The sequence below is a fragment of the Neobacillus sp. PS3-40 genome, assembly GCF_030915485.1.
GTDB lineage: Bacteria > Bacillota > Bacilli > Bacillales > Cytobacillaceae > JAUZPL01.
In genome coordinates this window covers 820,219-845,732 of record NZ_CP133266.1, presented here as the reverse complement: position 1 = coordinate 845,732, position 25,514 = coordinate 820,219, and the positions used below count along the sequence as shown (strand labels likewise).

General features: G+C 35.5%; 29 protein-coding genes. 28 read left to right on the top strand and 1 reads right to left on the bottom strand.

Translation table 11 applies throughout. The features are described from left to right. Positions 1-193 precede the first annotated feature (193 nt). On the bottom strand, positions 194-331 hold the full coding sequence (locus tag RCG20_RS04270; RefSeq protein ID WP_308183002.1) for a YpzI family protein: 138 nt from the start codon (positions 329-331) through the stop codon (positions 194-196). A 120-nt stretch (positions 332-451) separates the two neighbouring features. On the opposite strand from RCG20_RS04270, the gene RCG20_RS04265 reads away from it, so the two are divergent. The 28 genes from RCG20_RS04265 (at position 452) to RCG20_RS04130 (ending at position 25,514) form a co-directional block, all read left to right on the top strand. Next, a complete protein-coding gene (locus tag RCG20_RS04265; RefSeq protein ID WP_308183001.1) occupies positions 452-1,048 on the top strand; it encodes a YphA family membrane protein in 597 nt (198 codons plus the stop codon). Between the two features lie 191 nt (positions 1,049-1,239). Beyond that, positions 1,240-2,550: a ribosome biogenesis GTPase Der gene (gene der, locus RCG20_RS04260; protein WP_308183000.1), complete on the top strand. Its 1,311-nt coding sequence runs from the start codon at positions 1,240-1,242 to the stop codon at positions 2,548-2,550. Positions 2,551-2,573: 23 nt separating this feature from the next. Beyond that, a complete protein-coding gene (locus RCG20_RS04255) occupies positions 2,574-3,629 on the top strand; it encodes an NAD(P)H-dependent glycerol-3-phosphate dehydrogenase (protein ID WP_308182999.1) in 1,056 nt (351 codons plus the stop codon). A 303-nt stretch (positions 3,630-3,932) separates the two neighbouring features. After that, positions 3,933-4,118: a DUF2768 domain-containing protein gene (locus tag RCG20_RS04250; RefSeq protein WP_308182998.1), complete on the top strand. Its 186-nt coding sequence runs from the start codon at positions 3,933-3,935 to the stop codon at positions 4,116-4,118. A gap of 37 nt (positions 4,119-4,155) precedes the next feature. Then, positions 4,156-4,869, top strand: a complete 714-nt coding sequence (locus tag RCG20_RS04245) for a hypothetical protein (RefSeq protein WP_308182997.1) — start codon at positions 4,156-4,158, stop codon at positions 4,867-4,869. Between the two features lie 268 nt (positions 4,870-5,137). Next, complete coding sequence (gene spoIVA / locus RCG20_RS04240) at positions 5,138-6,616, top strand: stage IV sporulation protein A (RefSeq protein ID WP_308182996.1); 1,479 nt, start codon at positions 5,138-5,140, stop codon at positions 6,614-6,616. Between the two features lie 364 nt (positions 6,617-6,980). Beyond that, positions 6,981-7,253: an HU family DNA-binding protein gene (locus RCG20_RS04235; protein ID WP_308182995.1), complete on the top strand. Its 273-nt coding sequence runs from the start codon at positions 6,981-6,983 to the stop codon at positions 7,251-7,253. Between the two features lie 186 nt (positions 7,254-7,439). Continuing rightward, positions 7,440-8,006 (top strand): GTP cyclohydrolase I FolE, encoded by a 567-nt coding sequence (folE, locus tag RCG20_RS04230; RefSeq protein WP_308182994.1) that lies wholly within the window; start codon positions 7,440-7,442, stop codon positions 8,004-8,006. A gap of 41 nt (positions 8,007-8,047) precedes the next feature. Next, the gene (mtrB, locus tag RCG20_RS04225) at positions 8,048-8,284 is read left to right on the top strand and encodes a trp RNA-binding attenuation protein MtrB (protein WP_308182993.1); all 237 of its coding nucleotides are present in this window, start codon (positions 8,048-8,050) and stop codon (positions 8,282-8,284) included. Between the two features lie 301 nt (positions 8,285-8,585). Next, complete coding sequence (locus RCG20_RS04220) at positions 8,586-9,425, top strand: heptaprenyl diphosphate synthase component 1 (RefSeq protein ID WP_308182992.1); 840 nt, start codon at positions 8,586-8,588, stop codon at positions 9,423-9,425. A 4-nt stretch (positions 9,426-9,429) separates the two neighbouring features. Continuing rightward, positions 9,430-10,134 carry a demethylmenaquinone methyltransferase gene (locus RCG20_RS04215; RefSeq protein ID WP_308182991.1) on the top strand — a complete coding sequence of 235 codons (705 nt, stop codon included), beginning with the start codon at positions 9,430-9,432 and terminating at the stop codon, positions 10,132-10,134. Between the two features lie 42 nt (positions 10,135-10,176). Continuing rightward, the gene (hepT, locus tag RCG20_RS04210) at positions 10,177-11,139 is read left to right on the top strand and encodes a heptaprenyl diphosphate synthase component II (RefSeq protein WP_308182990.1); all 963 of its coding nucleotides are present in this window, start codon (positions 10,177-10,179) and stop codon (positions 11,137-11,139) included. 240 nt (positions 11,140-11,379) lie between these two features. After that, the gene (gene ndk, locus RCG20_RS04205) at positions 11,380-11,826 is read left to right on the top strand and encodes a nucleoside-diphosphate kinase (protein ID WP_308182989.1); all 447 of its coding nucleotides are present in this window, start codon (positions 11,380-11,382) and stop codon (positions 11,824-11,826) included. Between the two features lie 90 nt (positions 11,827-11,916). Next, a complete protein-coding gene (locus RCG20_RS04200) occupies positions 11,917-12,693 on the top strand; it encodes a CheR family methyltransferase (RefSeq protein WP_308182988.1) in 777 nt (258 codons plus the stop codon). A gap of 113 nt (positions 12,694-12,806) precedes the next feature. Further along, positions 12,807-13,979 (top strand): chorismate synthase, encoded by a 1,173-nt coding sequence (gene aroC, locus RCG20_RS04195; protein WP_308182987.1) that lies wholly within the window; start codon positions 12,807-12,809, stop codon positions 13,977-13,979. Then, positions 13,979-15,103, top strand: a complete 1,125-nt coding sequence (aroB, locus tag RCG20_RS04190; protein WP_308182986.1) for a 3-dehydroquinate synthase — start codon at positions 13,979-13,981, stop codon at positions 15,101-15,103. The genes aroC and aroB overlap by 1 nt, the downstream gene beginning before the upstream one ends. Beyond that, a complete protein-coding gene (aroH, locus tag RCG20_RS04185; RefSeq protein WP_308182985.1) occupies positions 15,069-15,434 on the top strand; it encodes a chorismate mutase in 366 nt (121 codons plus the stop codon). The genes aroB and aroH overlap by 35 nt, the downstream gene beginning before the upstream one ends. Before the next feature lie 78 nt (positions 15,435-15,512). Continuing rightward, the gene (gene hisC / locus RCG20_RS04180) at positions 15,513-16,601 is read left to right on the top strand and encodes a histidinol-phosphate transaminase (RefSeq protein ID WP_308182984.1); all 1,089 of its coding nucleotides are present in this window, start codon (positions 15,513-15,515) and stop codon (positions 16,599-16,601) included. A gap of 36 nt (positions 16,602-16,637) precedes the next feature. Next, complete coding sequence (locus RCG20_RS04175; RefSeq protein WP_308182983.1) at positions 16,638-17,744, top strand: prephenate dehydrogenase; 1,107 nt, start codon at positions 16,638-16,640, stop codon at positions 17,742-17,744. Between the two features lie 21 nt (positions 17,745-17,765). After that, positions 17,766-19,055 (top strand): 3-phosphoshikimate 1-carboxyvinyltransferase, encoded by a 1,290-nt coding sequence (gene aroA / locus RCG20_RS04170; RefSeq protein WP_308182982.1) that lies wholly within the window; start codon positions 17,766-17,768, stop codon positions 19,053-19,055. Positions 19,056-19,213: 158 nt separating this feature from the next. After that, positions 19,214-20,116: a hypothetical protein gene (locus RCG20_RS04165; protein ID WP_308182981.1), complete on the top strand. Its 903-nt coding sequence runs from the start codon at positions 19,214-19,216 to the stop codon at positions 20,114-20,116. Between the two features lie 65 nt (positions 20,117-20,181). Then, positions 20,182-21,438, top strand: a complete 1,257-nt coding sequence (locus RCG20_RS04160; RefSeq protein ID WP_308182980.1) for a tetratricopeptide repeat protein — start codon at positions 20,182-20,184, stop codon at positions 21,436-21,438. Between the two features lie 36 nt (positions 21,439-21,474). Beyond that, on the top strand, positions 21,475-22,026 hold the full coding sequence (locus RCG20_RS04155) for a ReoY family proteolytic degradation factor (RefSeq protein WP_308182979.1): 552 nt from the start codon (positions 21,475-21,477) through the stop codon (positions 22,024-22,026). Positions 22,027-22,116: 90 nt separating this feature from the next. Next, on the top strand, positions 22,117-22,575 hold the full coding sequence (locus RCG20_RS04150) for a YpiF family protein (RefSeq protein ID WP_308182978.1): 459 nt from the start codon (positions 22,117-22,119) through the stop codon (positions 22,573-22,575). A gap of 135 nt (positions 22,576-22,710) precedes the next feature. After that, positions 22,711-23,214, top strand: a complete 504-nt coding sequence (locus RCG20_RS04145; protein ID WP_308182977.1) for a QcrA and Rieske domain-containing protein — start codon at positions 22,711-22,713, stop codon at positions 23,212-23,214. Between the two features lie 3 nt (positions 23,215-23,217). After that, a complete protein-coding gene (qcrB, locus tag RCG20_RS04140; RefSeq protein WP_308182976.1) occupies positions 23,218-23,892 on the top strand; it encodes a menaquinol-cytochrome c reductase cytochrome b subunit in 675 nt (224 codons plus the stop codon). Between the two features lie 60 nt (positions 23,893-23,952). Then, positions 23,953-24,723, top strand: coding sequence for a menaquinol-cytochrome c reductase cytochrome b/c subunit (locus RCG20_RS04135; RefSeq protein ID WP_308182975.1), 771 nt, complete (start codon positions 23,953-23,955; stop codon positions 24,721-24,723). Between the two features lie 197 nt (positions 24,724-24,920). Then, positions 24,921-25,514: a lipoprotein heptaprenylglyceryl N-acetyltransferase LhaT gene (locus tag RCG20_RS04130; protein WP_308182974.1), complete on the top strand. Its 594-nt coding sequence runs from the start codon at positions 24,921-24,923 to the stop codon at positions 25,512-25,514.

Genomic DNA, 25,514 nt, shown 5'->3' with positions numbered 1-25,514 from the left:
ATAGAAGAATTAACACCCCAAAATAGAGAAAGGTGAATTTGAGTAAGCTCAAATTCACCTTTCTTACTATTTGAAGCTAGTTATGTCCCAGCCTCTTTTGTTAGCTAAGCAGAAGGGCAACTACCCATATGTCGACTTAGGGGCTCGCCAATCGACGAGTTTTCTTTATTTAACAAATCCTATTTTATTGATCCTATTTTGAATCATTTAGTGATCTTGCTTCTTCTGGGCTTTGTAGTTTTGTTGCTCCGGAATAATGTAACGCCTGATCTCGATCGGATTCAACTCTTTTACTTGCTTTAAGTTTTTTTTCCTGTCTATCTTTTCCCATGTTCACACACCTCCTCTTTTTAAGATGATACATAACTAAAAGATTATACAGGTAGTATGAAAGCACATATTACATACCCATAATGGAGATAATAGGAGGTATGTAATAGTGGAGGGATTAATGTTTTATTGGATTTCCTGGTCAATTTGGGTTTATTTGACCTTTATATTAAAAAAGGATAATTCATATAGGCGGAGATTAACAACAGCCTTATTACTCGTCATTATTCTTTCGAATATTCACTTTCCCTTTTGGCGGTTTGAAATAAATATAAGCGGACTATTTCTTCTGATCATTTGTTACACAGCTATTAGTGGTGAAAAAAGAAAAACAATAATCTACTTTTATATATGTTCTTTCATTGTGTCCATTGCGTACGTAACTTTTCACCTGTTTGAAATATTTGATCCTATTTGGCTAATATTTAAAAAGGAATGGATGGTGGGAATTTGTATTGGATATTTATCTATATTACTGGAAAAAACAGTAAGAGGAAGATTGTTAATCATCATTAGTGGGACAATGCAAGGAGAAATTTTGTATGCTTATATCTTAAGTAGATATGAATTCCCATATCAAATCGGCTCATTTGCCTATCTTGATGCATGCGCCTTAACAGCTGCTTTGCTTTTAGGCTGGAGTTGTATTGAAAAATTCGCATCCTTTTTCGAAAATTATTTTAATATTATCGAAAAGGAAAAACAAAAATTATCTTAGCAAACTTAAAATACTCGTTATCACGAATCTCCTTTCCTTATCACTTGGTTTTTGTTAAAATAGTATAGTTAGACCCTTCTCTGAACAAGAAGGGTTTCTTTATCATTTAAACATAGTTGATAATTTAATGCCTTAATGATAAATAAAAACAACCAAAAATAAACATAAACTTAAATGAAAGGGTGACTAAAATGGTAAAACCCGTTATTGCTATTGTTGGACGACCAAATGTGGGGAAATCAACCATATTTAATCGAATTGTTGGGGAAAGAATTTCTATTGTTGAAGATATACCAGGTGTTACACGTGATCGTATTTATAGCTCAGGAGAATGGCTAACGCATGAGTTTAATCTCATTGATACAGGAGGAATTGATCTAGGCGACGAACCCTTTTTAGAACAAATTCGTCAACAAGCTGAAGTGGCAATTGACGAAGCAGACGTTATTATCTTCTTAACAAATGGAAGAGAAGGAGTAACAGCTGCCGACGAAGAAGTGGCAAAAATATTATACAAAACAAAGAAACCTGTCGTTTTAGGTGTAAATAAAATAGATAATCCTGAGATGCGTGAACATATTTATGATTTTTATTCATTGGGATTTGGTGAACCTATGCCTATTTCAGGTTCCCACGGATTAGGTCTTGGTGATTTATTGGATGAGGCTGCAAAACATTTTCCAAAGAATAAGCAGCAAGAATATGATGATGATACAGTGAAATTTAGCTTAATTGGCCGTCCTAATGTAGGGAAATCCTCATTAGTGAATGCTATTTTGGGCGAAGAACGAGTAATTGTCAGCGACATTGCTGGTACTACCAGGGATGCTGTTGACTCTCTTTATACGTATAACGGTGGAAAATATGTCATCATTGATACAGCGGGAATGCGTAAAAAGGGAAAGGTGTATGAAAGTACGGAAAAATATAGCGTACTACGTGCTCTAAGGGCGATAGAACGCTCAGATGTTGTTTTAGTGGTTATAGATGCTGAAGAAGGTATCATTGAGCAGGACAAGAAAATTGCTGGGTATGCACATGAAGCAGGACGAGCAATTGTTATTGTTGTAAATAAGTGGGATGCAGTTGAGAAAGATGAAAAGACTATGAAGACATTTGAGCAAAAGATTAGAGAACACTTCTTATTTCTTGATTATGCACCGATTGTATTTTTATCAGCTAAGACAAAGAAGCGAATTCATACATTACTTCCTATGATTAATATGGCAAATGAAAACCATGCAATGCGGGTAGAGACAAGTGTCTTAAATGATATCATTATGGACGCTGTTGCAATGAATCCAACGCCAACCGATAAGGGGAGACGTCTTAAAATTTATTACGTCACACAGGTTGCTGTTAAACCACCAACTTTTATTGTTTTTGTCAATGAGCCTGAAATGATGCATTTCTCCTATGAGCGATTTCTTGAAAACAGAATAAGAGATTCATTTGGATTCGAAGGGACACCTATAAGAATATTTACTAGGGAAAGAAAATAATAAACAAACAAGGTCGTGATGGTATGCACTCGAAATCTGAAAAAATAGCTGTAATCGGTGCAGGAAGTTGGGGTACGGCCCTTGCAATGGTTTTAGCAGACAATGGCCATGAGGTAAGGTTATGGAGTCATAATGAAATCCAAGTTACAGAAATTAATTCTTTTCACACAAATAAGAAGTATTTACCTGAAATAATTCTACCTGAATCCATTATTGGATATGCTTCATTACAAGATGCCTTAAATGAAGTTAAAACAATCATTTTAGCAGTTCCAACCAAGGCGATCAGAGAAGTAATTGGAACAATTCAAGCTGTACAACAATCTCCACTTACAATTGTTCATGTTAGCAAAGGTATCGAACCTGATACTCTCTTGCGAATATCGGAAATAATTAAACAAGAAATGCCAAATGAACTCTTAAAGGATGTAGTAGTGCTTTCAGGTCCAAGCCACGCTGAAGAAGTAAGCTTACACTATCTAACCACTGTTACTGTTTCTTCGGAAAATATGGAAGCGGCTGAAGAAGTTCAGGATCTTTTCCTTAATCAAAACTTCAGAGTGTATACGAATCCTGATATAATTGGTGTTGAAATTGGTGGGGCTTTAAAAAATATTATTGCCCTAGCTGCTGGTATAACAGATGGACTTGGATATGGGGATAATACTAAAGCAGCTTTAATAACACGAGGATTAGCAGAAATTGCAAGATTAGGAACGAAAATGGGAGCCAATCCATTGACATTTTCTGGTTTGACTGGAATTGGAGATTTGATTGTAACATGTACAAGTGTCCATTCAAGAAACTGGAGAGCAGGAAATTTACTTGGTAAAGGGCAAACACTTGGAGATGTACTTGAAAATATGGGAATGGTCGTTGAGGGTGTACGTACTACTAAAGCAGGGTACCAGCTCGCTGAAAAATATCAGGTATCAATGCCAATAACCATGGCACTCTATAATGTATTATTTAATGGTGTGAATGCCAAAGATGCAGTAGATATACTAATGGCTCGCGGTAAAACGAATGAAATGGATGACTTAACCGATATTTTGGGAGAAAGAATAAGCGAGGAATAGAAAATTTGCAAATGATTTCAAAAAATGGGTGTTTAAGGATGCGTTTTTGAATTGATTTGCATACAATAAAACGAAGCAAACTGGTACAATGAATCGGGAGTTAGGGTTGTTTAGTCGACTGGGCTGGAGTAAGAGTTCGCCCCTCTTTCTCCAGTCTTTTTTTTGTTGTTTTTCCTTTTTCTAAACCTTGTGCGCTTTTCTTAATAGGGAATTCTATTTAAAACATATACAGGTTTTTAATAATGATATTCTTTAGAATGTATTCCTGTGATATAATTACTTTCGGTAAAAAGGGGGAGTAATATGTCACCATCGATGTTGAAAATGTGGATATCTATAGCGGGAATGGGCTTGATGTTTCTTGCTATTTTGATGATTTATTTAAGCCGTTTTAAATTGAAAGGTGTCCTTCGCTTTGTGACTGCAATCATTGCATATATTTTAATGATTGTTTCAGGAATCATTATCATTTTTGTGCTTTTTACATAAGCAACTTGACCATAACATTAATTAAAGGATTGAGCTTATGAGAATAAAAACCATTTTCTGTTTGCTTGCATTAACAACAATTCTTCTATCCGGATGCATGTATCCTAATAAAGATTTGTCGAAAAATCAAATACCATATAAAGATCAGATCCAAACCGTTCAAACGGCAGTTGATTCTTTTAGAAAAGATAACGGTGGAATTCTTCCAATAAAAACAAAAGAAGCAACTACACCGCTTTATCAAAAGTATCCAATAGATTTTAAAAAGATAACGCCGAAATATCTAGCTGAACCACCTGGTAATGCATATGAAAATGGTGGACTTTTTCAATATGTATTAATTGATGTGGAAACAAAACCAACTGTAAAATTATTTGATTTAAGGATTACCGAAACCATCCGTGAAATAAAATTAAGAATAAAAGCGTATGGGTATCCACCTTTTAAAAAGAAAATAGCGGAAAATGTCTATTCTATAGATTTTAAGAAGCTAGGCTTTGATGCCCCGCCATATGCTGTAAGTCCATTTACGAATCAAAATCTCCCATTCGTCATCACTGGGGATGCAGAAGTTTATGTAGATTATAGTTCCGATTTATATCAGGCACTGAAAAAGGGGACCTTCCAAGTTAAGCCTGGGGAGGACATACGATCAATATTGATAAATGATTCAATGTTTGTTCCTTCTTATTCTTTGCCGTATACAGTTGATATAACGCGCAAGCAACCTGTTTTTTTAGAAAAAAAATAATGATCAAAGTAATATCAATTTCATCAAATTGTCATAACCCTTTTTCTGCGAAATATATTGTAGGAGAAGGGTTTTTTTTTATCCCTTTATTTGATTAATATGTTTAGACTGAAATACACCAGTGGATTCAGTTAATTTTTAATAAGGGGGTAAAAAAATTTTAGAAAATTGTCATAACGACATAGGACAACGTCATAAATATATATTGTCCAAAATTACCTAGAAGGATAATATTATCCCACTAACTCTATGATCGGGAGGGGATCACTTGGAAAAGGTAGATGTTTTTAAAGATATTGCCGAAAGAACAGGCGGTGATATTTATTTAGGAGTGGTAGGAGCTGTACGTACGGGTAAATCAACATTTATAAAAAAATTTATGGAACTTGTTGTTTTACCGAATATAGTCAATGAAGCTGAAAGAGCACGGACACAGGATGAGCTACCTCAAAGTGCGGCAGGAAAAACCATCATGACCACTGAACCAAAATTCGTTCCAAATCAGGCTGCAAGTATTTATGTAGATGAAGGGTTAGAAGTAAATATTCGATTGGTTGATTGTGTAGGATATACAGTTCCAGGGGCAATGGGTTACGAGGATGAAAATGGGCCAAGAATGATAACAACACCTTGGTATGAAGAACCAATTCCATTTCATGAAGCAGCTGAAATTGGTACGAGGAAGGTCATACAAGAACACTCAACAATTGGTGTAGTGATTACAACGGATGGAACAATTGGGGAAATTCCTCGCAGTAGCTATCTTGATGCGGAAGAAAGAGTTATTGAGGAATTGAAAGAGGTAGGCAAGCCATTCATAATGGTCGTGAACAGTGCACAACCTCATCATCCAAGCACAGAGTCGCTGAGAGCAAATTTAGCTGAAAAATACGATATACCCGTTATTTCAATGAGTGTTGAAAGTATGCGTGAAAGTGATGTCATTAATGTAATGCGTGAAGCATTATTTGAATTCCCTGTCCTTGAAGTGAATGTAAATCTTCCAAGTTGGGTTATGGTATTAAGAGAAAATCATTGGCTTCGTGAAAACTATCAAGATGCCGTTAAAGAAACGGTAAAGGATATCAAGAGATTAAGAGATGTTGATAGAGTGGTTCAACAGTTCAGTGATTTTGAATTCATCGAAAGAGCAGGACTAGCCGGAATTGAAATGGGTCAAGGTGTTGCTGAAATTGATTTATTTGCTCCGGATGAATTGTATGATGAAATATTGAAAGAAATTGTTGGCGTAGAGATCCGAGGAAAGGATCATCTACTTGAGCTAATGCAAGACTTCGCTCATGCAAAAGCAGAATATGATCACATTTCTGATGCACTTAAAATGGTAAAGCAGACTGGCTACGGTATCGCTTCTCCAACGCTTTCAGATATGAGCCTTGAAGAACCGGAAATCATTCGACAAGGAGCTAGATTCGGTGTTCGCTTAAGAGCAGTTGCTCCTTCGATTCATATGATTAAGGTAGATGTTGAGTCGGAATTTGCTCCGATCATTGGAACTGAGAAACAAAGTGAAGAACTTGTCCGCTATCTCATGCAGGATTTTGAGGATGATCCGCTTAGTATCTGGAATTCAGATATTTTTGGACGTAGCTTAAGCTCAATTGTCCGTGAAGGCATTCAAGCAAAGTTATCATTAATGCCTGAGAATGCGAGATATAAATTAAAGGAAACGCTCGAAAGAATTATTAATGAAGGATCTGGGGGCTTAATTGCCATAATTCTATAATATTTGAAGGCTCCAATAAGGAGTCTTTTTTTTGTTTTATCGCCTAAAAAAAGTAAAAAAAGGGTAATGTACTATAATTATTCAGTCTTTAATGAAAAGATTACCATTATTTAATGAAATTTTCTTGATATGCTGATATGATTATGATAATCTTTTAACAGAATTACCGTTATAGTCCTTAAACCCTTTATATTAAAGGTTTTTAATGAAAAAAAGGATTAATGTTTCCAAATATGTATAATTATTATTTTGGAAACTTAAAACAATACTATGACGTATAGAAATTAGCAAAACTGTTTAGAAATGTAGATAAGTAATCTTATTTACTAAGTTTTTCAGAAATTTTTGGGAGGAGGTGAATGGCATGAACAAGACAGAACTAGTAAACGCAGTAGCTGAAACTAGCGAACTTTCTAAAAAAGACGCTACAAAAGCAGTTGATGCTGTTTTTGATTCAATTTTAGACGCATTAAAAAATGGTGATAAAGTTCAATTAATCGGTTTTGGTAACTTTGAAGTCCGTGAACGTGCGGCTCGTAAAGGACGTAATCCTCAAACTGGGGAAGAAATCGAAATCGGAGCAAGCAAGGTTCCTGCTTTCAAACCAGGTAAAGCTCTTAAAGACGCAGTAAAATAATTACATAAACTGATTGTTTTAAGCGAAATTAAGTAAAGCCATGGAGAATATCCATGGCTTTTTTCTTTTAAAACAAGCTAAAAAAACTATATGAAAAGGCTTTTCGTTTTGCTTGAATTCAAAGGGTTGTGCTAAGATGTAGTTGTCATTTATACTAGACAGATATTCATTAGGAGGAAAAACAGCATGACAGAAGTGAATCGTACCCAGCTCGAAGAAGCGGTGCGTTTAATTTTAGAAGCAATCGGGGAAAATCCAAATCGAGAAGGATTGCTAGACACCCCAAAACGAGTAGCGAAAATGTATGAAGAAGTATTTAGTGGTTTAACTGATGATCCAAAACAATATTTTGAGACGATTTTTAGTGAAGATCATGAGGAACTAGTTTTAGTTAAAGATATCCCTTTTTATTCAATGTGTGAACATCACTTAGTACCTTTCTTTGGTAAAGCACATGTTGCCTATCTCCCAAGAAATGGTCGTGTTACAGGACTTAGTAAATTAGCGAGGGCTGTTGAAGCTGTTGCCAAAAGGCCACAATTACAAGAGAGAATTACATCGACGATTGCAAATGCCATTATGGAAAAGTTGGAACCGCATGGCGTGATGGTTGTCGTTGAAGCAGAACATATGTGCATGACAATGCGTGGAGTAAAAAAGCCAGGAGCAAAAACGGTTACTACAGCAGCTCGTGGAGTTTACAAAGAAGATTCAAAAGCTCGTTCAGAAGTATTAACACTTATTAAGTATTAATCCTAAAGCAATTGAGTACCACTAGTATTAGGGGTGATAATATGGAAAAAAACGGTACGCAAAATAATGATTATATTATTATCAAAGCTGTCGATGACGGTGTAAGTGTAATTGGTTTGACAAGAGGCTCTGATACAAAATTCCATCATTCAGAAAAGCTTGATAAAGGTGAGGTAATGATCGCCCAATTTACTGAACATACATCAGCAATTAAAATAAGAGGGAATGCAAGAATTCTTTCAAACTTTGGTGAAATTGAAAGTGAAATAAAAAAGTAAATTAGAAAAGACGATTTTGATAATCGCTATCATTCTTGATTCGTTATTCCTATCGGCGTTGAATTGTTTTTATTTTGTGAATTTCTGCCCAGAAAAAATCTTTTATGATATAATTGTGTCTGCCTTATTTTTTAGCTAATCAGAATTTATATCCATAAATTTTGCCAGCACATAAAGGCAACTAGGCCCAATCATCGCCCTTAGGGGCTCGCCAATCAGTGAAATTGGTAATACAAAGGGATCAGAGCAAACATGTTTTTTGATAATAAATGGAATGACCGATTATTTTGGGGAAGCAAGGGTGATTAGATTGGCTGACATTCGAACAACATTAGCAGAAATAAAGGAGCTTGTAGAACAAAAAGTATTTCATCCATACTTGCTCAAATTTATTCAAACTCCACAGATTGATGAAGATAAACTTCTTATCCTCATTTCAATTTTGGACAAACTCGAATTGTCTAACAATCAAATGCAAAATTATGCCTTGACAACGATGCTTATTCAGATTGCACTAGACACCCATGAAGATATTTCAAATGATCAGATGAATGAAGAAGAAAAAGACAGCCTGAAAATCAGACAGTTGACAGTTTTAGCAGGTGATTATTATAGCGGGCTATATTATAAATTACTTGCAGAGACGGACGATATCCAAATGATCAAGGCTCTTGCCAGGGGAATTAAAGAGATTAATGAAAATAAGATTACAGTTTTTCAAAAGGAATTTGATTCGATTGAAAAATTGATGTCAAGCATTAAAGTAATCGAGAGTGCTTTGATTACACAACTATTGGAATATTTTCATATGGGCTCCTGGAATGAGGTTGTCACAAATCTTTTCTTCGTAAAGAGATTGCTTAATGAGAGAAATCAATTTATTAAAATTGGCAGTTCATTGGTGTTTGATGGATTAAAGAAAATCTCATTTCCGAAAAGCGACATTAAGGTAAGAGAATTATCAAATGAACAACAAAGTTATTTACTGAATATTTGTGATCGCTATATTGACTTTTCCAAGCATATGGTTGAAAAAGGGTTAAAACAGATCCCTAATATGAATGAATTAGTAGAGGATAGAATCACACAAATAGTACATCAACACAATCCCCCAGTAAAATCTTTTGTGGAAGAGGGTTAAGACAATGCAGCAATCTAAAGAAGAAAGAGTTCATAATGTTTTTGAGAAAATTTCTGAAAACTACGATAAAATGAACTCTGTGATCAGTTTTCAACAGCACATCAAGTGGCGTAATGACACCATGAAAAGAATGAATGTACAACAAGGCTCTAAAACGCTCGATGTATGCTGTGGAACAGCTGATTGGACGATTGCACTTGCTGATGCTGTAGGCCCTTCCGGTGAAGTAGTTGGATTAGACTTTAGCAAAAACATGCTAAAAATAGGGGAAGAAAAAGTTAAAGAATTAAAGCTTAATCAGGTAAAGTTAATTCATGGCAACGCTATGGAACTTCCTTTTCCAAATGAAAGTTTTGATTATGTAACAATTGGATTTGGATTAAGAAATGTCCCAGATTATTTACAGGTGTTAAAAGAGATGAACAGGGTATTAAAGCCAGGTGGAAAGGCAGTATGTCTTGAGACGTCTCAACCAACAATTCTTGGTTATAAGCAACTTTACTACTTCTATTTTAGATTTATTATGCCTGTTTTTGGAAAACTGTTTGCAAAAAGTTATAAAGAGTATTCTTGGCTTCAAGAATCTGCTCGAGATTTTCCAGGAATGAAAGAACTCGCAGGCCTTTTTGAAAAAGCAGGTTTTAAAGATGTAAAATATAAGCCTTTTAGTGGTGGAGTAGCTGCCGTGCATATTGGCCATAAAAAATAGATAAATGATTATAAATAGTATAAAAAAGCAGGGTGAATACAAATGAAATTAAAAATGATGTATTCATTTTTGAATTCGGATATTAATATAATCGAAAAAAGGCTGGAAGATACTATTCAGGCTGAATCTCTTCTTTTAAGGCAAGCTTCTTTGCATACTTTGCAAGCAGGGGGAAAAAGAATTCGCCCAATTTTTGTTTTGCTTGCTGCTAAATTTGGTAGCTATGACATTGAAGTGATTAAAAATGTAGCTGTGTCTCTTGAATTAATTCATATGGCGTCGCTTGTCCATGATGATGTTATAGATGATGCAGAACTACGAAGAGGAAAGCCAACAGTTAAAACAAAGTGGGGCAACAAAGTAGCCATGTATACGGGTGACTATTTGCTTGCACTCTCCTTGGAAGTAATAACTGATTTAAATAAACCATCAGCACATAAGATTCTTTCAAATACGATTGTTGAGGTTTGCCTTGGTGAGATCCAACAGATAAAAGATAAATATCGATTTGAACAAAATTTTCGTGATTATTTGCGGAGAATAAAGCGAAAAACGGCACTATTAATTGCTACAAGTTGTCAGTTAGGCGCAATTGCTGCAGATGTCCCTGAATCAGTTCATAAAAATTTATATCGTTTTGGCTATTATGTTGGAATGTCCTACCAAATTATCGATGATATTTTAGATTTTACTTCATCAGAAACGGCATTAGGAAAGCCTGCTGGTGGTGATCTATTACAGGGTAACATTACTGCACCTGTTCTTTTTGCAATGGAAAATAGCGAAATTAGATGTGAAATAGAAAAAGTTAACGAGAATATGCAAACTGCTGATATTGAAAAAATCATCACTCTTATTAAACAATCAGGTGCAATTGAAAAGTCAATGGCTTTAAGTGATCATTATCTAGATAAAGCGTTAGATATTTTGGAGGAATTTCCAGCCAATCGAGCGAAAAAAACACTTCAGGATATTGCTAAGTTCATTGGAAAACGAAAATTTTAACCTTATTTTTTGAAAAAAGTAAAGGTAAAGCTTAAATTCGAAAATGTTTCAAACTGAACTGGTTTCCCCTTTGGGAAAACACATCTCTCTGAACTAGTAGGAATCAATCGTGAAGTAGAGCTCAAGGTCAGTACAGTCATTCTAGTTTTCTATGTTGCGAAATTTTCAAAACAATGTTACTATTCTCATGGATTGTTTTCTTAGACAATCATTATACATAATGGTTTAGGAGTGAAATTCATGGAAAAGACATTTTTAATGGTAAAACCAGATGGCGTACAGCGTAACTTAATTGGTGAAATTGTTGCTCGTTTCGAAAGAAAGGGTTTTCAGCTTGTTGGGGCGAAATTAATGAGCATTTCTGAGGATCTTGCTAAAGAACATTATGGTGAGCACAGAGAGCGCCCTTTCTTTGGTGAACTAGTTGATTTTATTACATCGGGTCCTGTATTTGCAATGGTTTGGCAGGGCGAAAATGTTATAACAACTGCTAGGCAAATGATGGGATCAACCAATCCAAAGGATGCTGCACAAGGAACTATTCGTGGCGATTTTGGTTTAACAGTTGGAAAGAATGTCATTCATGGATCGGATTCACCTACAAGTGCCGAACGTGAAATTAGTCTCTTTTTTAAAGAAACTGGATTAGTAGAATATTCAAAGTTAGTAAATGAGTGGGTTTATTAATGACAAAGGCATTTGTATATTTTTATACAGGTGCCTTTTTTTGTTAACGGTTTCATTGAAAAAAGAGAAAGAAAAAAGGGAGAAACATCAATGTCTGAAGACTATCAACAATTTAAAAATCAAATTAAAATGAAGACAGGTATCGATCTGTCATTATATAAAGAAGCTCAAATGAAACGTCGTCTTACCTCCTTATATGAAAAAAAGGGATTTTCCTCCTTTCAAATGTTTTTTAAGGAACTTAATCATAATCAGGAGCTTTTTAATGAGTTCCTAGACAGGACTACGATCAATGTTTCTGAATTTTACCGAAATTTCAAGCGATGGGAAGTTCTACAAACAAAAATCTTGCCAAAGATTCTACAATCGAATAAAAGGCCAAAAATTTGGAGCGCAGCTTGCTCTACGGGGGAAGAACCCTATACACTTGCAATGATTCTTGCTAGTCTTCTTCCTCGCAATGATATTCAAATTCTTGCTTCAGATATTGATGAAAATGCAATCATCCGAGCAAAATTGGGTCAGTATCACGAAAGATCACTTAATGAAGTTCCTAAAATAATAAAGGAAAAATTTTTTAAACAGAATGGTGAATTTTATCAAGTATCAGATGAAATAAAAAAAACAGTTACTTTTAAAAAACAAAATCTACTAGCTGATCCATTTGGTGGTCCATATGATCTAATCGTTTGCAGGAACGTCCTCATTTATTTTACAGAGGAAGCAAAAGATCAACTCTATCAGAAATTTAGTAAAGCACTTAGGAAGGATGGCATTTTCTTTGTTGGTAGTACAGAACAGATTTTTAACCCTGGTATATACCAACTAGAATCGGAAGATACATTCTTTTACCGCAAAAATGAATAGGAGCCTATGTGGCCCTTTTTTCATATTTTCAAACAATTTCACTATGTTTATCGGTAGTCATATGGTATATTGGTACAAAATAATTCCTTTAATGAGTTGAAGGGGGAAAGAATATGAGATATTTAACAGCTGGCGAATCTCATGGCCCACAATTAACTACCATCATAGAAGGTTTACCCGCTGGTATGCCACTTGTGGATGAAGATATTAATAATGAATTGGCCAGACGGCAAAAAGGCTATGGTCGCGGACGAAGAATGCAAATTGAGAAAGATACGGCACAAATTTTATCTGGAGTTAGACATGGGTTTACGCTTGGTTCCCCTATTGCATTAGTCGTAGAAAATAATGACTGGAAGCATTGGACAAATATAATGGGAGCACAACCTATTGAAGAAGAGCAAGAAGATGAAGGTAAGAGAAAAATAACAAGACCACGCCCAGGTCATGCAGATCTAAATGGGGCAATTAAATATGGTCATCGGGATATGAGAAATGTACTTGAACGTTCATCTGCACGGGAAACAACTGTTAGAGTAGCAGCAGGTGCGGCGGCAAAAAAATTATTATCACTTGTAGGGATTGAAATCGTTTCTCATGTGACTGAAATAGGGGGAGTTTCTGCAAATGTTGACCGATCTCTAACTTTGGAGATAATAAAGGAACGATCAGAAAAATCGCCTGTTCGTTGTACAGATCCATCTGTAGAAAAAGAGATGATGGATGCTATTGATTCTGCAAAAGAAAATGGGGATTCTATCGGCGGTATTGTAGAGGTAATAGCAACTGGAATGCCTGTTGGAGTAGGTAGTTATGTGCATTATGACCGCAAACTGGATGCTCGGGTTGCAGCAGCCATCATTAGTATCAATGCCTTTAAGGGAGTAGAATTTGGGATTGGTTTTGAAGCTGCAAGAAAACCTGGAAGCGAAGTACATGATGAAATTGGCTGGGACGAGAGAAAAGGCTATTTTCGAAAAACAAATCGACTTGGTGGTTTTGAAGGCGGTATGACAACAGGAATGCCAATTGTTGTAAGAGGGGTTATGAAGCCCATCCCAACGCTATACAAGCCGCTTATGAGTGTAGATATTGAAACGAAAGAACCTTTTTCAGCTAGCATTGAACGCTCAGATAGCTGTGCGGTCCCTGCAGCAGCTGTGGTTGCAGAAAATGTAGTGGCTTGGGAATTGGCAAATGCACTAGTCGAACAGTTTTATAGTGATCGTTTTGAGACATTTTTAGAAGAAATAAATAAGCAAAGACAATTTGCGAGGGAATTTTAATGGAAACGGTTTTGATGCAAACAGACTCAAAAAAATACAATGTTGTTATTGGCGTAAATGCGTTAGCAGAACTTAAGCCGTTTTTAACCACATATTTTGATCAGTTAACGAAAATTTTAATTATCACAGATGAACATGTAGCTAATCTTCATCTTTCAAAATTAATTGACAGTCTAGAAGAGTTAAACCATGTTGTATTTATTGCACCAAATGGTGAAAAAGCGAAAACATTTGAAGTTTATTATAATGCCTTAACAGTTGCACTTGAAAATCATCTTGACCGAAAATCAGTTATTCTAACGTTTGGCGGTGGGGCCGTCGGAGATTTAGGTGGTTTTGTTGCCTCTACATTTATGAGAGGAATTCCCTTTATTCAGGTTCCAACTACCATCCTTGCTCATGATAGTGCTGTTGGTGGTAAAGTAGCGATCAATCATCCATCAGGAAAAAATATGATCGGAGCTTTTCATCAGCCCGAAGCAGTGTTTTATGATTTATCTTTTTTAGAGACACTTCCACAAAGAGAAATTCGTTCAGGGTTTGCTGAAGTTATAAAACATGCACTAATTCAAGATCCTGATTTTTACCGGTGGCTAGTTACAAATGTAGCCGATTTTTATTCCTTGAAAATGGAGCATTTACACTATGCATTGACTAAAGGAGTAAAAATCAAAAGGGAATTTGTTTCAAAGGATGAAAGGGAAAATGGAGTTCGAGCTTATTTGAATTTTGGTCATACACTTGGTCATGCAATCGAATCTGAAATGGGATTTGGCAATATGACCCACGGGGAAGGTGTTATGATTGGTATGGTTTTTGCTCTTCAGCTAAGCAAAAATTTGCTAGGATTATCTTTTCAGATAGATGAGTTTATTCAATGGATACAAAAGCTTGGCTACATAACGGAAATCCCTCTTAATTTAGGGGTAGATCCTTTATTAAAAACGATGAAACAAGATAAAAAGTCGATTGGTGAGACTATTCGATTCGTATTACTCGAACAAATTGGAATTCCGAAAATGCAGGAAATAACAGATGAAATTTTAACAGAACAACTAAGTATGTATAACGAGCAAAGGGGGGAATGCAATGATCAGAGGGGTGAGGGGAGCTACAACGGTTAGTAAGAATCAGGAAGATGAGATTGTTTCATCAACTGAGGATCTTTTAAAGAAGATGATTGAATTAAATAATATTACACCTGAATCTGTAGCATCTGTTTTCATTTCAACTACTGATGATATTACCGCAGTCTTTCCCGCAAAAGCAGTGCGTAAATTTAAAGACTGGACATATGTTCCAGTCATGTGTATGCGTGAAATTCCTGTTCCGAGTTCATTGAAAATGTGTATTAGGGTTATGATGCATGTAAATACAAATATTAATCAAAACAAATTAAATCATGTTTATTTAAAGGAAGCAAAAATGCTCAGGCCAGAGTTATCCAATAATTAAAAGGATACGGATATAGTAAAAAAAATTTGAATATAAATGTAAAAAAACATAAAAAATTTTATAGATGGGGTGACATTTATGAGATGGAAAGAACAGTTATTAACATTGACTCCATACCAACCTGGAAAGTCAATTGATGAAGTAAAAAAACAGTTTAATCTTGAGAGTATTGTTAAATTAGCTTCAAACGAGAATCCTTTTGGTTGTTCAGAAAAAGTATTATCAGCTATTCAAATGTCTCGTCAAAGTTTTGCTCTTTATCCTGATGGATATGCAACAAATCTTAGAGAGACGCTTGCGACATCATTGAATGTTACACCTGAAGAACTTATCTTTGGTAATGGATCAGATAATATTATTCAAATTATTTCACGTGCACTTCTAACTGTAGACTCCAATACAGTAATGGCCACACCAACTTTTTCGCAATATAGGCATAATGCAATTATTGAAGGAGCAGAAAGTAAGGAAATTCCTTTAATAGATGGTGAACATGATTTAGAAGGTATGCTGTCCGCCATCGATGAAAAAACAAATATTGTTTGGGTTTGCAGTCCCAACAATCCTACGGGTACATATATTTCAAAAAGTAAATTAATTGAATTTCTTGATAAGGTTCCAGCACATGTTCTTGTTGTGCTTGACGAAGCCTATTATGAATATGTAGTGGCAGATGATTATTATGATTCAGTGAGTCTTACTCGAACCTATTCGAACCTAATTGTTTTAAGGACATTCTCAAAAATATATGGGCTTGCTTCCTTACGGGTAGGCTATGGTATTGGACATCCTTCGATTATAAGAGCACTAGATCCTGCAAGAGAGCCATTCAATCTCAACTCATTTGCTCAATTGGCAGCTCAAGCAGCCTTGGAAGATAAAGAGTTTGTCCAACAAACTAAACAAAAAAACAGGGATGGTCTTGGTCAGTTCTATGAATTCTGTAATTCAAATAAGCTGTTTTATTATCCTTCACAAGGGAATTTTATTTTAATTGATTTTGAAGTAGATGCTGATCAGGTTTGTCAATTTTTAATAGAAAAGGGCTTTATTGTTAGGTCAGGCAAGGCTCTTGGATTCCCAACATCTATTAGAGTTACAGTTGGCTCTACAGAACAAAATGAAGGCGTACTGAAGGCAATCAGAGAATTTTTAACAAGAAAATAAAAAATGAAACTCTACTGAAATAGGGAGGATAATTTGTTGAATGGCCATGTTTTTGTCATTGGATTAGGCTTAATAGGAGGTTCCTTAGCACTATGTATTAAAAATGTGCATAAGGAGTCTACTATAACAGGCTATGATATTAATTACGAGCAAGCTGGACTTGCAAAAGCACTTGGGGTGATCGATGATTATGTCACAAGCATCCAAGAAGGTGCCATTAATGCAGATTTGATCATAATTTCCGCACCTGTAAATGAATCGGAAGTTATTATTCAACTACTTTCAAAACTCCCATTGAAAAAAGATGTTATCATTACTGACACTGGCAGCACAAAACGAAAAATTGTCCAAGTATCCTCTTGTCTTTTGAATCAGGGAATTACATTCATTGGGGGACACCCAATGGCTGGTTCCCATAAGAGTGGAATTTCAGCAGCAAAAAAAATTCTATTTGAAAATGCCTTTTATCTTTTGACACCGGAAAAACAAATTTCTGAAGAAAAGATAGAAGTTCTAAAAAAGTGGTTCGCAGGGACGAAAGCAAAATTTTTAACCATTACGCCAGATGAACATGACTATATAACTGGAATTGTTAGCCATTTTCCACATATTATTGCAGCTTCACTTGTTCGGCAAACAGAAAAATTAGCTGATTCAAAAAGCCTGATTCCCCGTCTGGCAGCAGGTGGTTTTCGGGATATTACAAGAATTGCCTCAAGTAGCCCAATCATGTGGAGTGATATTTTGCTACAAAATAAAGAAGTTTTGTTGAACCTTCTTGGTCAATGGATGGATGAAATGGAATCTGTAAAAACATTGTTAGAACAAGAAAATAGCCATGCTATTTTAAATTTTTTTCAAGAAGCAAAACAATATCGTGATGGTTTACCAATAAAGGAAAAAGGGGCTATTCCAGCTTTTTACGATTTATTTGTGGATGTTCCAGATTATCCGGGTGTAATTTCAGAAATTACTGGTTATCTTGCAACTGAAAAAATCAGTATCACTAATATCCGAATTATTGAAGCTCGTGAAGGAATTTACGGGGTTCTTTCCATAAGTTTTCAAACAGAAGAGGATCGCAAACGAGCGGAAGAATGCATCAATTCCTATACGGACTACTCAACATTTATAGGATCTTGATTTATACTAGGCGGTGATTTCATGTCATTATTTAAATTGGATTCGAAAGTAAAGAGATTATCAGGCGAAATTGTTATTCCTGGAGATAAATCTATTTCCCATCGATCGGTAATGTTTGGAGCTATTGCTCACGGAATGACAAAAGTGACAAATTTTTTACCTGGTGATGACTGTTTAAGCACAATATCATGCTTTCGAAAGCTAGGTGTGAAAATAGAGGAAAAGGATAATGAGATTACGATTTTCGGAAGAGGTTTTGACGGGCTTTCTGAACCAACTGAAGTATTGGACGTTGGTAATTCTGGAACAACGATTCGTCTTATATTAGGGATACTAGCCGGAAGGCCGTTTTATACTTCTTTAGTGGGCGACCAATCAATTGGAAGAAGGCCTATGACACGAGTAACAGAACCATTGATGAGAATGGGCGCTCAAATTGATGGAAGAAAGAATGGTGGATACACACCGCTCTCGATCCGCGGCCAAAGTTTAACACCATTACTTTATGAATTGCCAGTTGCAAGTGCGCAAGTTAAGTCTGCTCTATTATTAGCAGGCCTTCAAGCTGAGGGAGAAAGCCAGATAATTGAACCTGCCACTACACGTGATCATACTGAACGAATGATTCTTCATTTTGGTGGAGAAATAAATAAGAGTTATCGTACGATTACAGTAAAGGGTGGACAAAAACTTGAAGCTACGAACGTTCATGTTCCCGGTGATATTTCCTCTGCTGCTTTCTTTCTAGTAGCAGGTGCAATTGTACCAGAGAGTAATATCTTATTGAAAAATGTTGGATTAAATCCGACTAGGACCGGGATAATTGAGGTTATGAAAGCTATGGGTGCTGAATTGGAGATTAGCCAAAGTGATAATCTTGCATTTGAACCATTTGGTGATCTTAGGATAAAATCTTCAGGGCTTAAGGGAACGATTATAGAAGGTGACTTAATTCCAAAATTGATTGATGAAATTCCAATTATTGCATTACTTGCAACACAAGCATTTGGAAAAACCATTATTAAGGATGCACATGAATTAAAAGTAAAGGAAACTAATCGAATTGACACGGTTGTTCAGGAACTAACTGAACTTGGTGCTAAAATTGAAGCAACTGAAGACGGAATGGTCATTTACGGTCCAACACCCTTAACTGGTGGAAGAGTGAAAAGCCATGGTGATCATCGAATTGGGATGATGCTCGCAATTGCATCTTTAATTAGTAGTGAAGAGGTTTTCCTTGAAAATGCCGAAGCAATCTCTGTTTCATATCCTAATTTCTTTACACATTTAAATAGTCTTAAAAAGTAAAAGTCGTATCAGTTACGGCTTTTTTCAGCTTATAAGAATTAACGCACTAAAGTATGTAACTATCGTTACTAAATACTCAGCACTCAAATCAGCGTGTTTTGGCATAATTCCAGATTTCCCTCATAGCTTGTCTTAAGAAGAGAAAAAGGGGGGATTTTATGCCATACATTATTGAAAATGCTACTATACCTAAAGGAAATTTGCTATTAAAAAAGTCATTTCTTATTAGTGAAAATCGAATTACCGCGATTCAGAGTTATTTTAAACAATATAATTTTATGAGAATGAATCTAGAATCTTTTATTATGACCCCTTCATATGTCCTTCTAGATACAAGTGCCCCTCTATCTGGCTCATTTGAAGTATTAAAAGAATATTTTACAAAAGAATTTATATTAAAAGGCTGTACCACATTACTAACATATATAAATGTTTCCTATGAGAGGGAACTTGCTGAAAAATTGATAAATAAAAAAACAGCTCTATTAAGTAGTCCAATCGATTTTCTGATCGGCGTCCGGATTCCTCTCCAACTTTTAAGTGTATCACTTATAAGAAGATGCAAAAAGGAACGGGTTCCAGCCATCTTTGTTGAAATTCAAGATGAAATGGAATTAGAAAATATCCCGTGGAGTTGGATAAGGGAAGCACTTTTCCCATTCAATTGTCCATTAATTCCAGTGTTAAATGATCGATTAATAAAAGAGGAAAAAATAGTTCTAGCCAAATGGAGAGAGACAATGAAGAAGGAAAAGGTACCTTTTATAAATGAACGAATAACAGAAAAGATACCATTGCCAGCTACAGTTTTAAATAAAATTGGGTTATTTCCAGAAAAGTCATGTTTAATGCATGGTGCTGAAATAAGCTATAATTTATATTTACAGAGTAATAAAATCAATAATGTTGATGATAATCAGTTATTTCATTATCATAAAGATAGACTTGTAGTGACTGTTCATAAGGGAAATGTTATTAGAGCAGGAAAAGAAGTTCTATTTAAACCGGGAAATGGAGAATATATAAAGGTAAAAACCCCATCATTTTTTTCATTTTCATAGGTTTTCATAAACAATGCAGGTGATCTGCATTTTAACTTTAATTTAAGAAACGTGAGGACAGTAGAATGAATAGAGTAAAAAAAATATTGGATATGCTTGAAAATGGTCAACATAAGAAAGCGATACATGAATATAATGAAGTATTAAATAGTGGAACACCTGATGAAAAGTTTCTTCTAGGAGAAGAGCTGTTTGAGTATGGATTTTTAGAAGAAGCAAAAACTTTATTTGAAAATCTGCTAGAAATTTTTCCAGGTGAAGGGGAGCTCCTCGTCCTTCTAGGTGAGGTTTTGATTGAAGCAGGTGATGAGGAGAAGGCTATTCTAGTCCTTGAACAAATTTCTGATAAAGACCCTAGCTTTGGACAATCTTTGTTACTATTAGCTGATTTATACCAAATTCAAGGACTTTATGAAGTATGTGAAAGAAAATTGCTTAAAGCTAAGGAAATGCTGCCTGAAGAAGTGGTTATCGATTTCGCACTAGGTGAGTTGTACAGTGAACAAGGTGAAATTACAAAGGCATTGGATGCATATGAATTTGTTTTAAAGGAGTGTAATGAACTAGCAGGGGTCAATATCAATCAACGAATTGCTGACTTACTTAGTACTTCAGGTGCATTTGAAGAAGCCCTTCCGTTTTATGATAAGGCATTAGCTGAAAAATTCGAGATTAATACTTTGTTTGGCTTTGCATTTACAGCAATGCAGGGTGGATATAATGGCACGGCCATTGAAAAATTTCTTGAATTAAAAGAAATTGATCCTGAATACACTTCTCTATACTTACAGCTGGCAATTGCTTATGAACGTGAACAAGAGTTACAAAACAGCTTTGATGTGATCATGCAAGGGATTAAACAAGATGAATTTAACAAAGAATTATTCTTTTATGGTGGAAAAATTGCCTTAAAGCTTGGAAAAAATGATCAAGCTGTACAACTTTTTCGAGAAGCGTTAGCACTGGATCCGGGTTATATTGATGCAGCCATTACACTTGACAAATTTTTTATTCAGCAGGAAAGATATGATGAGGCCCTAGAGCTAATTCAAACACTTGAGTCCAATGATGTTGAAGATCCTCAGTTAATTTGGGACTCAGCAGTAGCATTTCATAAAATTGAAAAATATTCACTTGCATTAGACAAATATGAAAGTGCATATACTTTTTTTAAGGATAATGATTCATTTTTGACGGATTATGGATATTTTTTAATGGAAGAAGGAAAAAACGACCTTGCTGCAGAAATTTTTAAACAGCTATTAAAAAATGATCCAACAAATGAAGACTATTTGGATTTGCTCGACCGTCTAGACGGTTAACCAAAGAAACAATGGATACAGAGGAGGGAATCTATCATGGCAACCCCTGTTTCTGTCAACGAGAAAAAGGACTTTATTCGCTGGTTTTTAAATCATTATCAATTAAAGAGAAGAGAATGTGTGTGGATTCTAAATTATTTAATGAGCCACGATCAATTGATGGAAAATCTCCATTTTGTTGAGCAGGCACAATATTGTCCTAGAGGATTAATTATGTCAACGCATTGTGTTGATAAGGTGCCATTTCGTTTTTATAAAGAAAATGTAATGACAACTGATGCTGAAAAATCATTCCATGATATCCGCCTTAATAGGGAGGAAGATATTTTCGTTCAACTAAACTTTCATGCATCGAATCAAGCTCATCAATATGCTGCTGTTCTTGAAGAAAACCCCTTTATGCCAAAACATTTACAAATAAATGAGAAGGATGGGGTTATTGCCGAACAATTTTTAAAACATAGCATTGAACACTTTCATCGAGAAAAGCTCCTTTCTTTAATTGATGTGGCACTAGATCAAAAGGATCGTATCGCCTTCAGCGAGTTAACTGAAAGATTAATAAAAATAAATACGATAAAAGAATAGAATGGAAGCTTGCTTTTTGCAAGCTTCCGTTTTTGTTTTTAATAATTCATGTTATGATTATTAAGAAAATTTATGGTTGGAGTGAAAAAAATGAAATGGATACCTCAAGATATTGAAACATTTTTGAATGCAAAAGAGTATGTAGATACTGCTGTTATCCCACTAGTTCCGGTAGGATTTGGAGACGATATGAAATTATCTGCCTCAATAGCAGAATTTATCACACTATTAGTTAACCACCTAGAAAGGCAATTTACAGGAAGATTGCTATTGTTTCCTCCGTTTACTTATCTAAAGACTGAAAATGAGGAAATAATATTAAATGATGTAAAAAAATGGACAGAAAAAATGTACGATTTTCGACATATTTTTTTTATTACTTCAGATAGTGATTTAAAAATGTGTGAAGAAAAATTTGGGACAAATTTACTATGGATTCCGGCACTTCCACTTGAAAATATGGATGATGCACAAAAAATGTCTATGATAGATAGCCAAGTTAAACAGATTTTGAATTTCTTTACAAAGAAATGGCGTGAAAACCAGTAATTTATTCAGCAGTAAATGTGTGATTAATAACATAGACCATGGGAAAAGATTGATATATTATGGTTATGTCCTAGTTTTATATGTATTTTATAAATGTCCATTTGGACTTATTTGGTAAATAGAGGAGGGATAATCATGAGTAAACAACGAGTTTCTAGACGACAATTTTTAAGCTATACTCTAACTGGTGTAGGCGGCTTCATGGCGGCAGGTATGATAATGCCAATGGCGCGCTTTGCGGTTGATCCAGTTTTAAGGGCTGAGCCAAGTGGGAATTTTATTCCAACAAAACAAAAGGTCGCTGATTTAACGGACGAGCCTGTTCGTGTAGACTTTACATTCAAACAAAAAGATGCATGGTATGAATCTGAGGTTACGAATACTGCCTGGGTTTATAAGGAAAATGGTAAGATCATTGCCCTTTCACCAACTTGTAAACATTTAGGTTGTACGGTTAACTGGAATACGGATAAGGAACATCCAAATGAATTCTTCTGTCCATGTCACTTTGGTCGTTATGAAAAGAGTGGTAAGAACATTCCGGGAACACCACCACCGCAGCCACTTGATTTGTATCCAGTCAAGGAAAAAGGCGGTTATCTATACTTAGGAAAAGCTCAACCAAGGACGGAGGTGTAATCATTGTTAAGCAAAATTTACGATTGGGTAGATGAACGTTTAGATATTACGCCACTTTGGCGAGATATTGCAGATCATGAGGTTCCAGAGCATGTAAACCCAGCACATCATTTTTCTGCGTTTGTATACTGCTTTGGTGGCATGACATTTTTTGTTACAGTAATTCAAATTTTGTCTGGTATGTTTTTAACAATGTATTATGTACCAGATATTAAAAATGCTTGGGAGTCTGTTTACTACCTTCAAAATGAAGTTGCTTTTGGGCAGATTGTACGTGGGATGCATCACTGGGGTGCAAGTTTAGTTCTTGTTATGATGTTTTTACATACGCTGCGCGTCTTTTTCCAGGGTGCTTATAAAAAACCGAGGGAACTTAACTGGGTCGTTGGGGTATTGATTTTCTTTATCATGCTCGCCTTAGGTTTTACAGGTTATTTATTACCATGGGATATGAAAGCGCTGTTTGCAACAAAAGTTGGTTTACAAATAGCCGAATCTGTACCGTTCATAGGTTCATATATTAAAATATTGCTTGCAGGAAATGAGCATATTGTTGGTGCCCAAACATTAACACGTTTCTTTGCGATCCATGTTTTCTTCTTGCCAGGCGCTTTGTTTGGTTTAATGGGAGCACACTTCGTTATGATTCGTAAACAGGGTATTTCAGGACCACTATAAAAAATCGAACTAAAAATGTGAAAAATTTTATCTCTACGTATAAAGGAGGGGGATTGCTCGATGCATCGCGGTAAAGGTATGAAGTTCGTAGGTGACTCTCGTGTATTAGCACTATCTGAACGTAAACCGAATATTCCGAAGGATTACTCGGAATACCCTGGTAAAACAGAGGCATTCTGGCCTAACTTCCTTTTGAAAGAATGGATGGTAGGTGCAGTATTTCTTGTAGGTATTTTATGTTTAACAATTGCTCATCCGGCCCCACTTGAAAGGATTGCCGATCCAACTGACACTGGCTACATCCCATTGCCAGATTGGTATTTCTTGTTCTTGTATCAATTGCTCAAATATACATTTGCTTCAGGACCTTATACAGTAATTGGTGCAATGGTAATTCCGGGACTAACATTTGGAGGATTATTATTAGCTCCATTCCTAGATCGTGGACCAGAACGTCGTGCAATTAGACGCCCATTTGCTACTGGATTTATGCTGTTAGCAATTGCTGCAACTGTCTTTTTGACATGGCAGTCTGTTGCTACCCATGACTGGAAAAAAGCAGAAGCACAAGGTAAAATTGTTGCTAAAGTAGATATCGATAAAAATAATGAAGGTTATAAAGTATTTAAAGATCAAGGCTGTATTAATTGCCATGGTGAAAACCTTCAGGGTGGAGCAGGAGCTCCATCACTTATTGGAACCGGGTTAAAGGCAGAAGAAATCGCAAAAATTGCCAAGAGTGGTAAAGGTAATATGCCTCCTGGAATATTTAAAGGTAATGATGACCAACTTAAAAAGCTTACTGAATTTATCTCAGGACTTGGGGAATAATAAAAAAGCTGGCGATATATCGCCAGCTTTTTTAGCTTCTCAGAATTTATATCCATAAATTCTACTAGCGCATAAGTGCAACTACGCTTCTGTCTTCGCCCTAGGGGGCTCGCCGATCAGCGAGTTTTCTTTAGCTATTCGGAAGTTTTTAGATTATACTAATTATTGTACATATGAAACTGAAAAGAGGAATCACGGTGAGTTGGATCTATCCTTTCTTAGCAAATCGATCAATGTTAAAACTGTTACTACTCGTTAATATCGCAGGTACAATCTATGGATTTTACTGGTATGGGTGGCAATTAGCTGATACCCCGGCTATTTTCCTTCCGTTTGTTCCTGATAGCCCAACAGCCAGTTTATTTTTTGTTTTTGTCCTAATAGCTTTTTTACTTAGAAAAAATTGGCCCTTGATAGAGGCTTTAGCGATTGTAACATTATTTAAATATGGGATTTGGGCAGTCGTAATGAATATACTTGTTTATTTTGTACAAGGGCAGTTAGACTTTGTTGGATATATGTTAATTTTTTCTCATTTTTCGATGGCTATTCAGGGATTGCTATATGCACCTTTTTATAGGATTAAATGGTGGCATCTCATAATAGCAGCCATTTGGACAGTGCATAATGATATTATTGATTATGTGTTTTTTATGATGCCACGTTATAGTATGTTGGATCAATATACTCCTCAGATTGGTTATTTTACATTTTGGTTATCTATTTTCTCTTTAGGGATTGCCTATTACCTATGTATCCGCCCAAACCGTTTCAGCCTTAAATTAAAATAA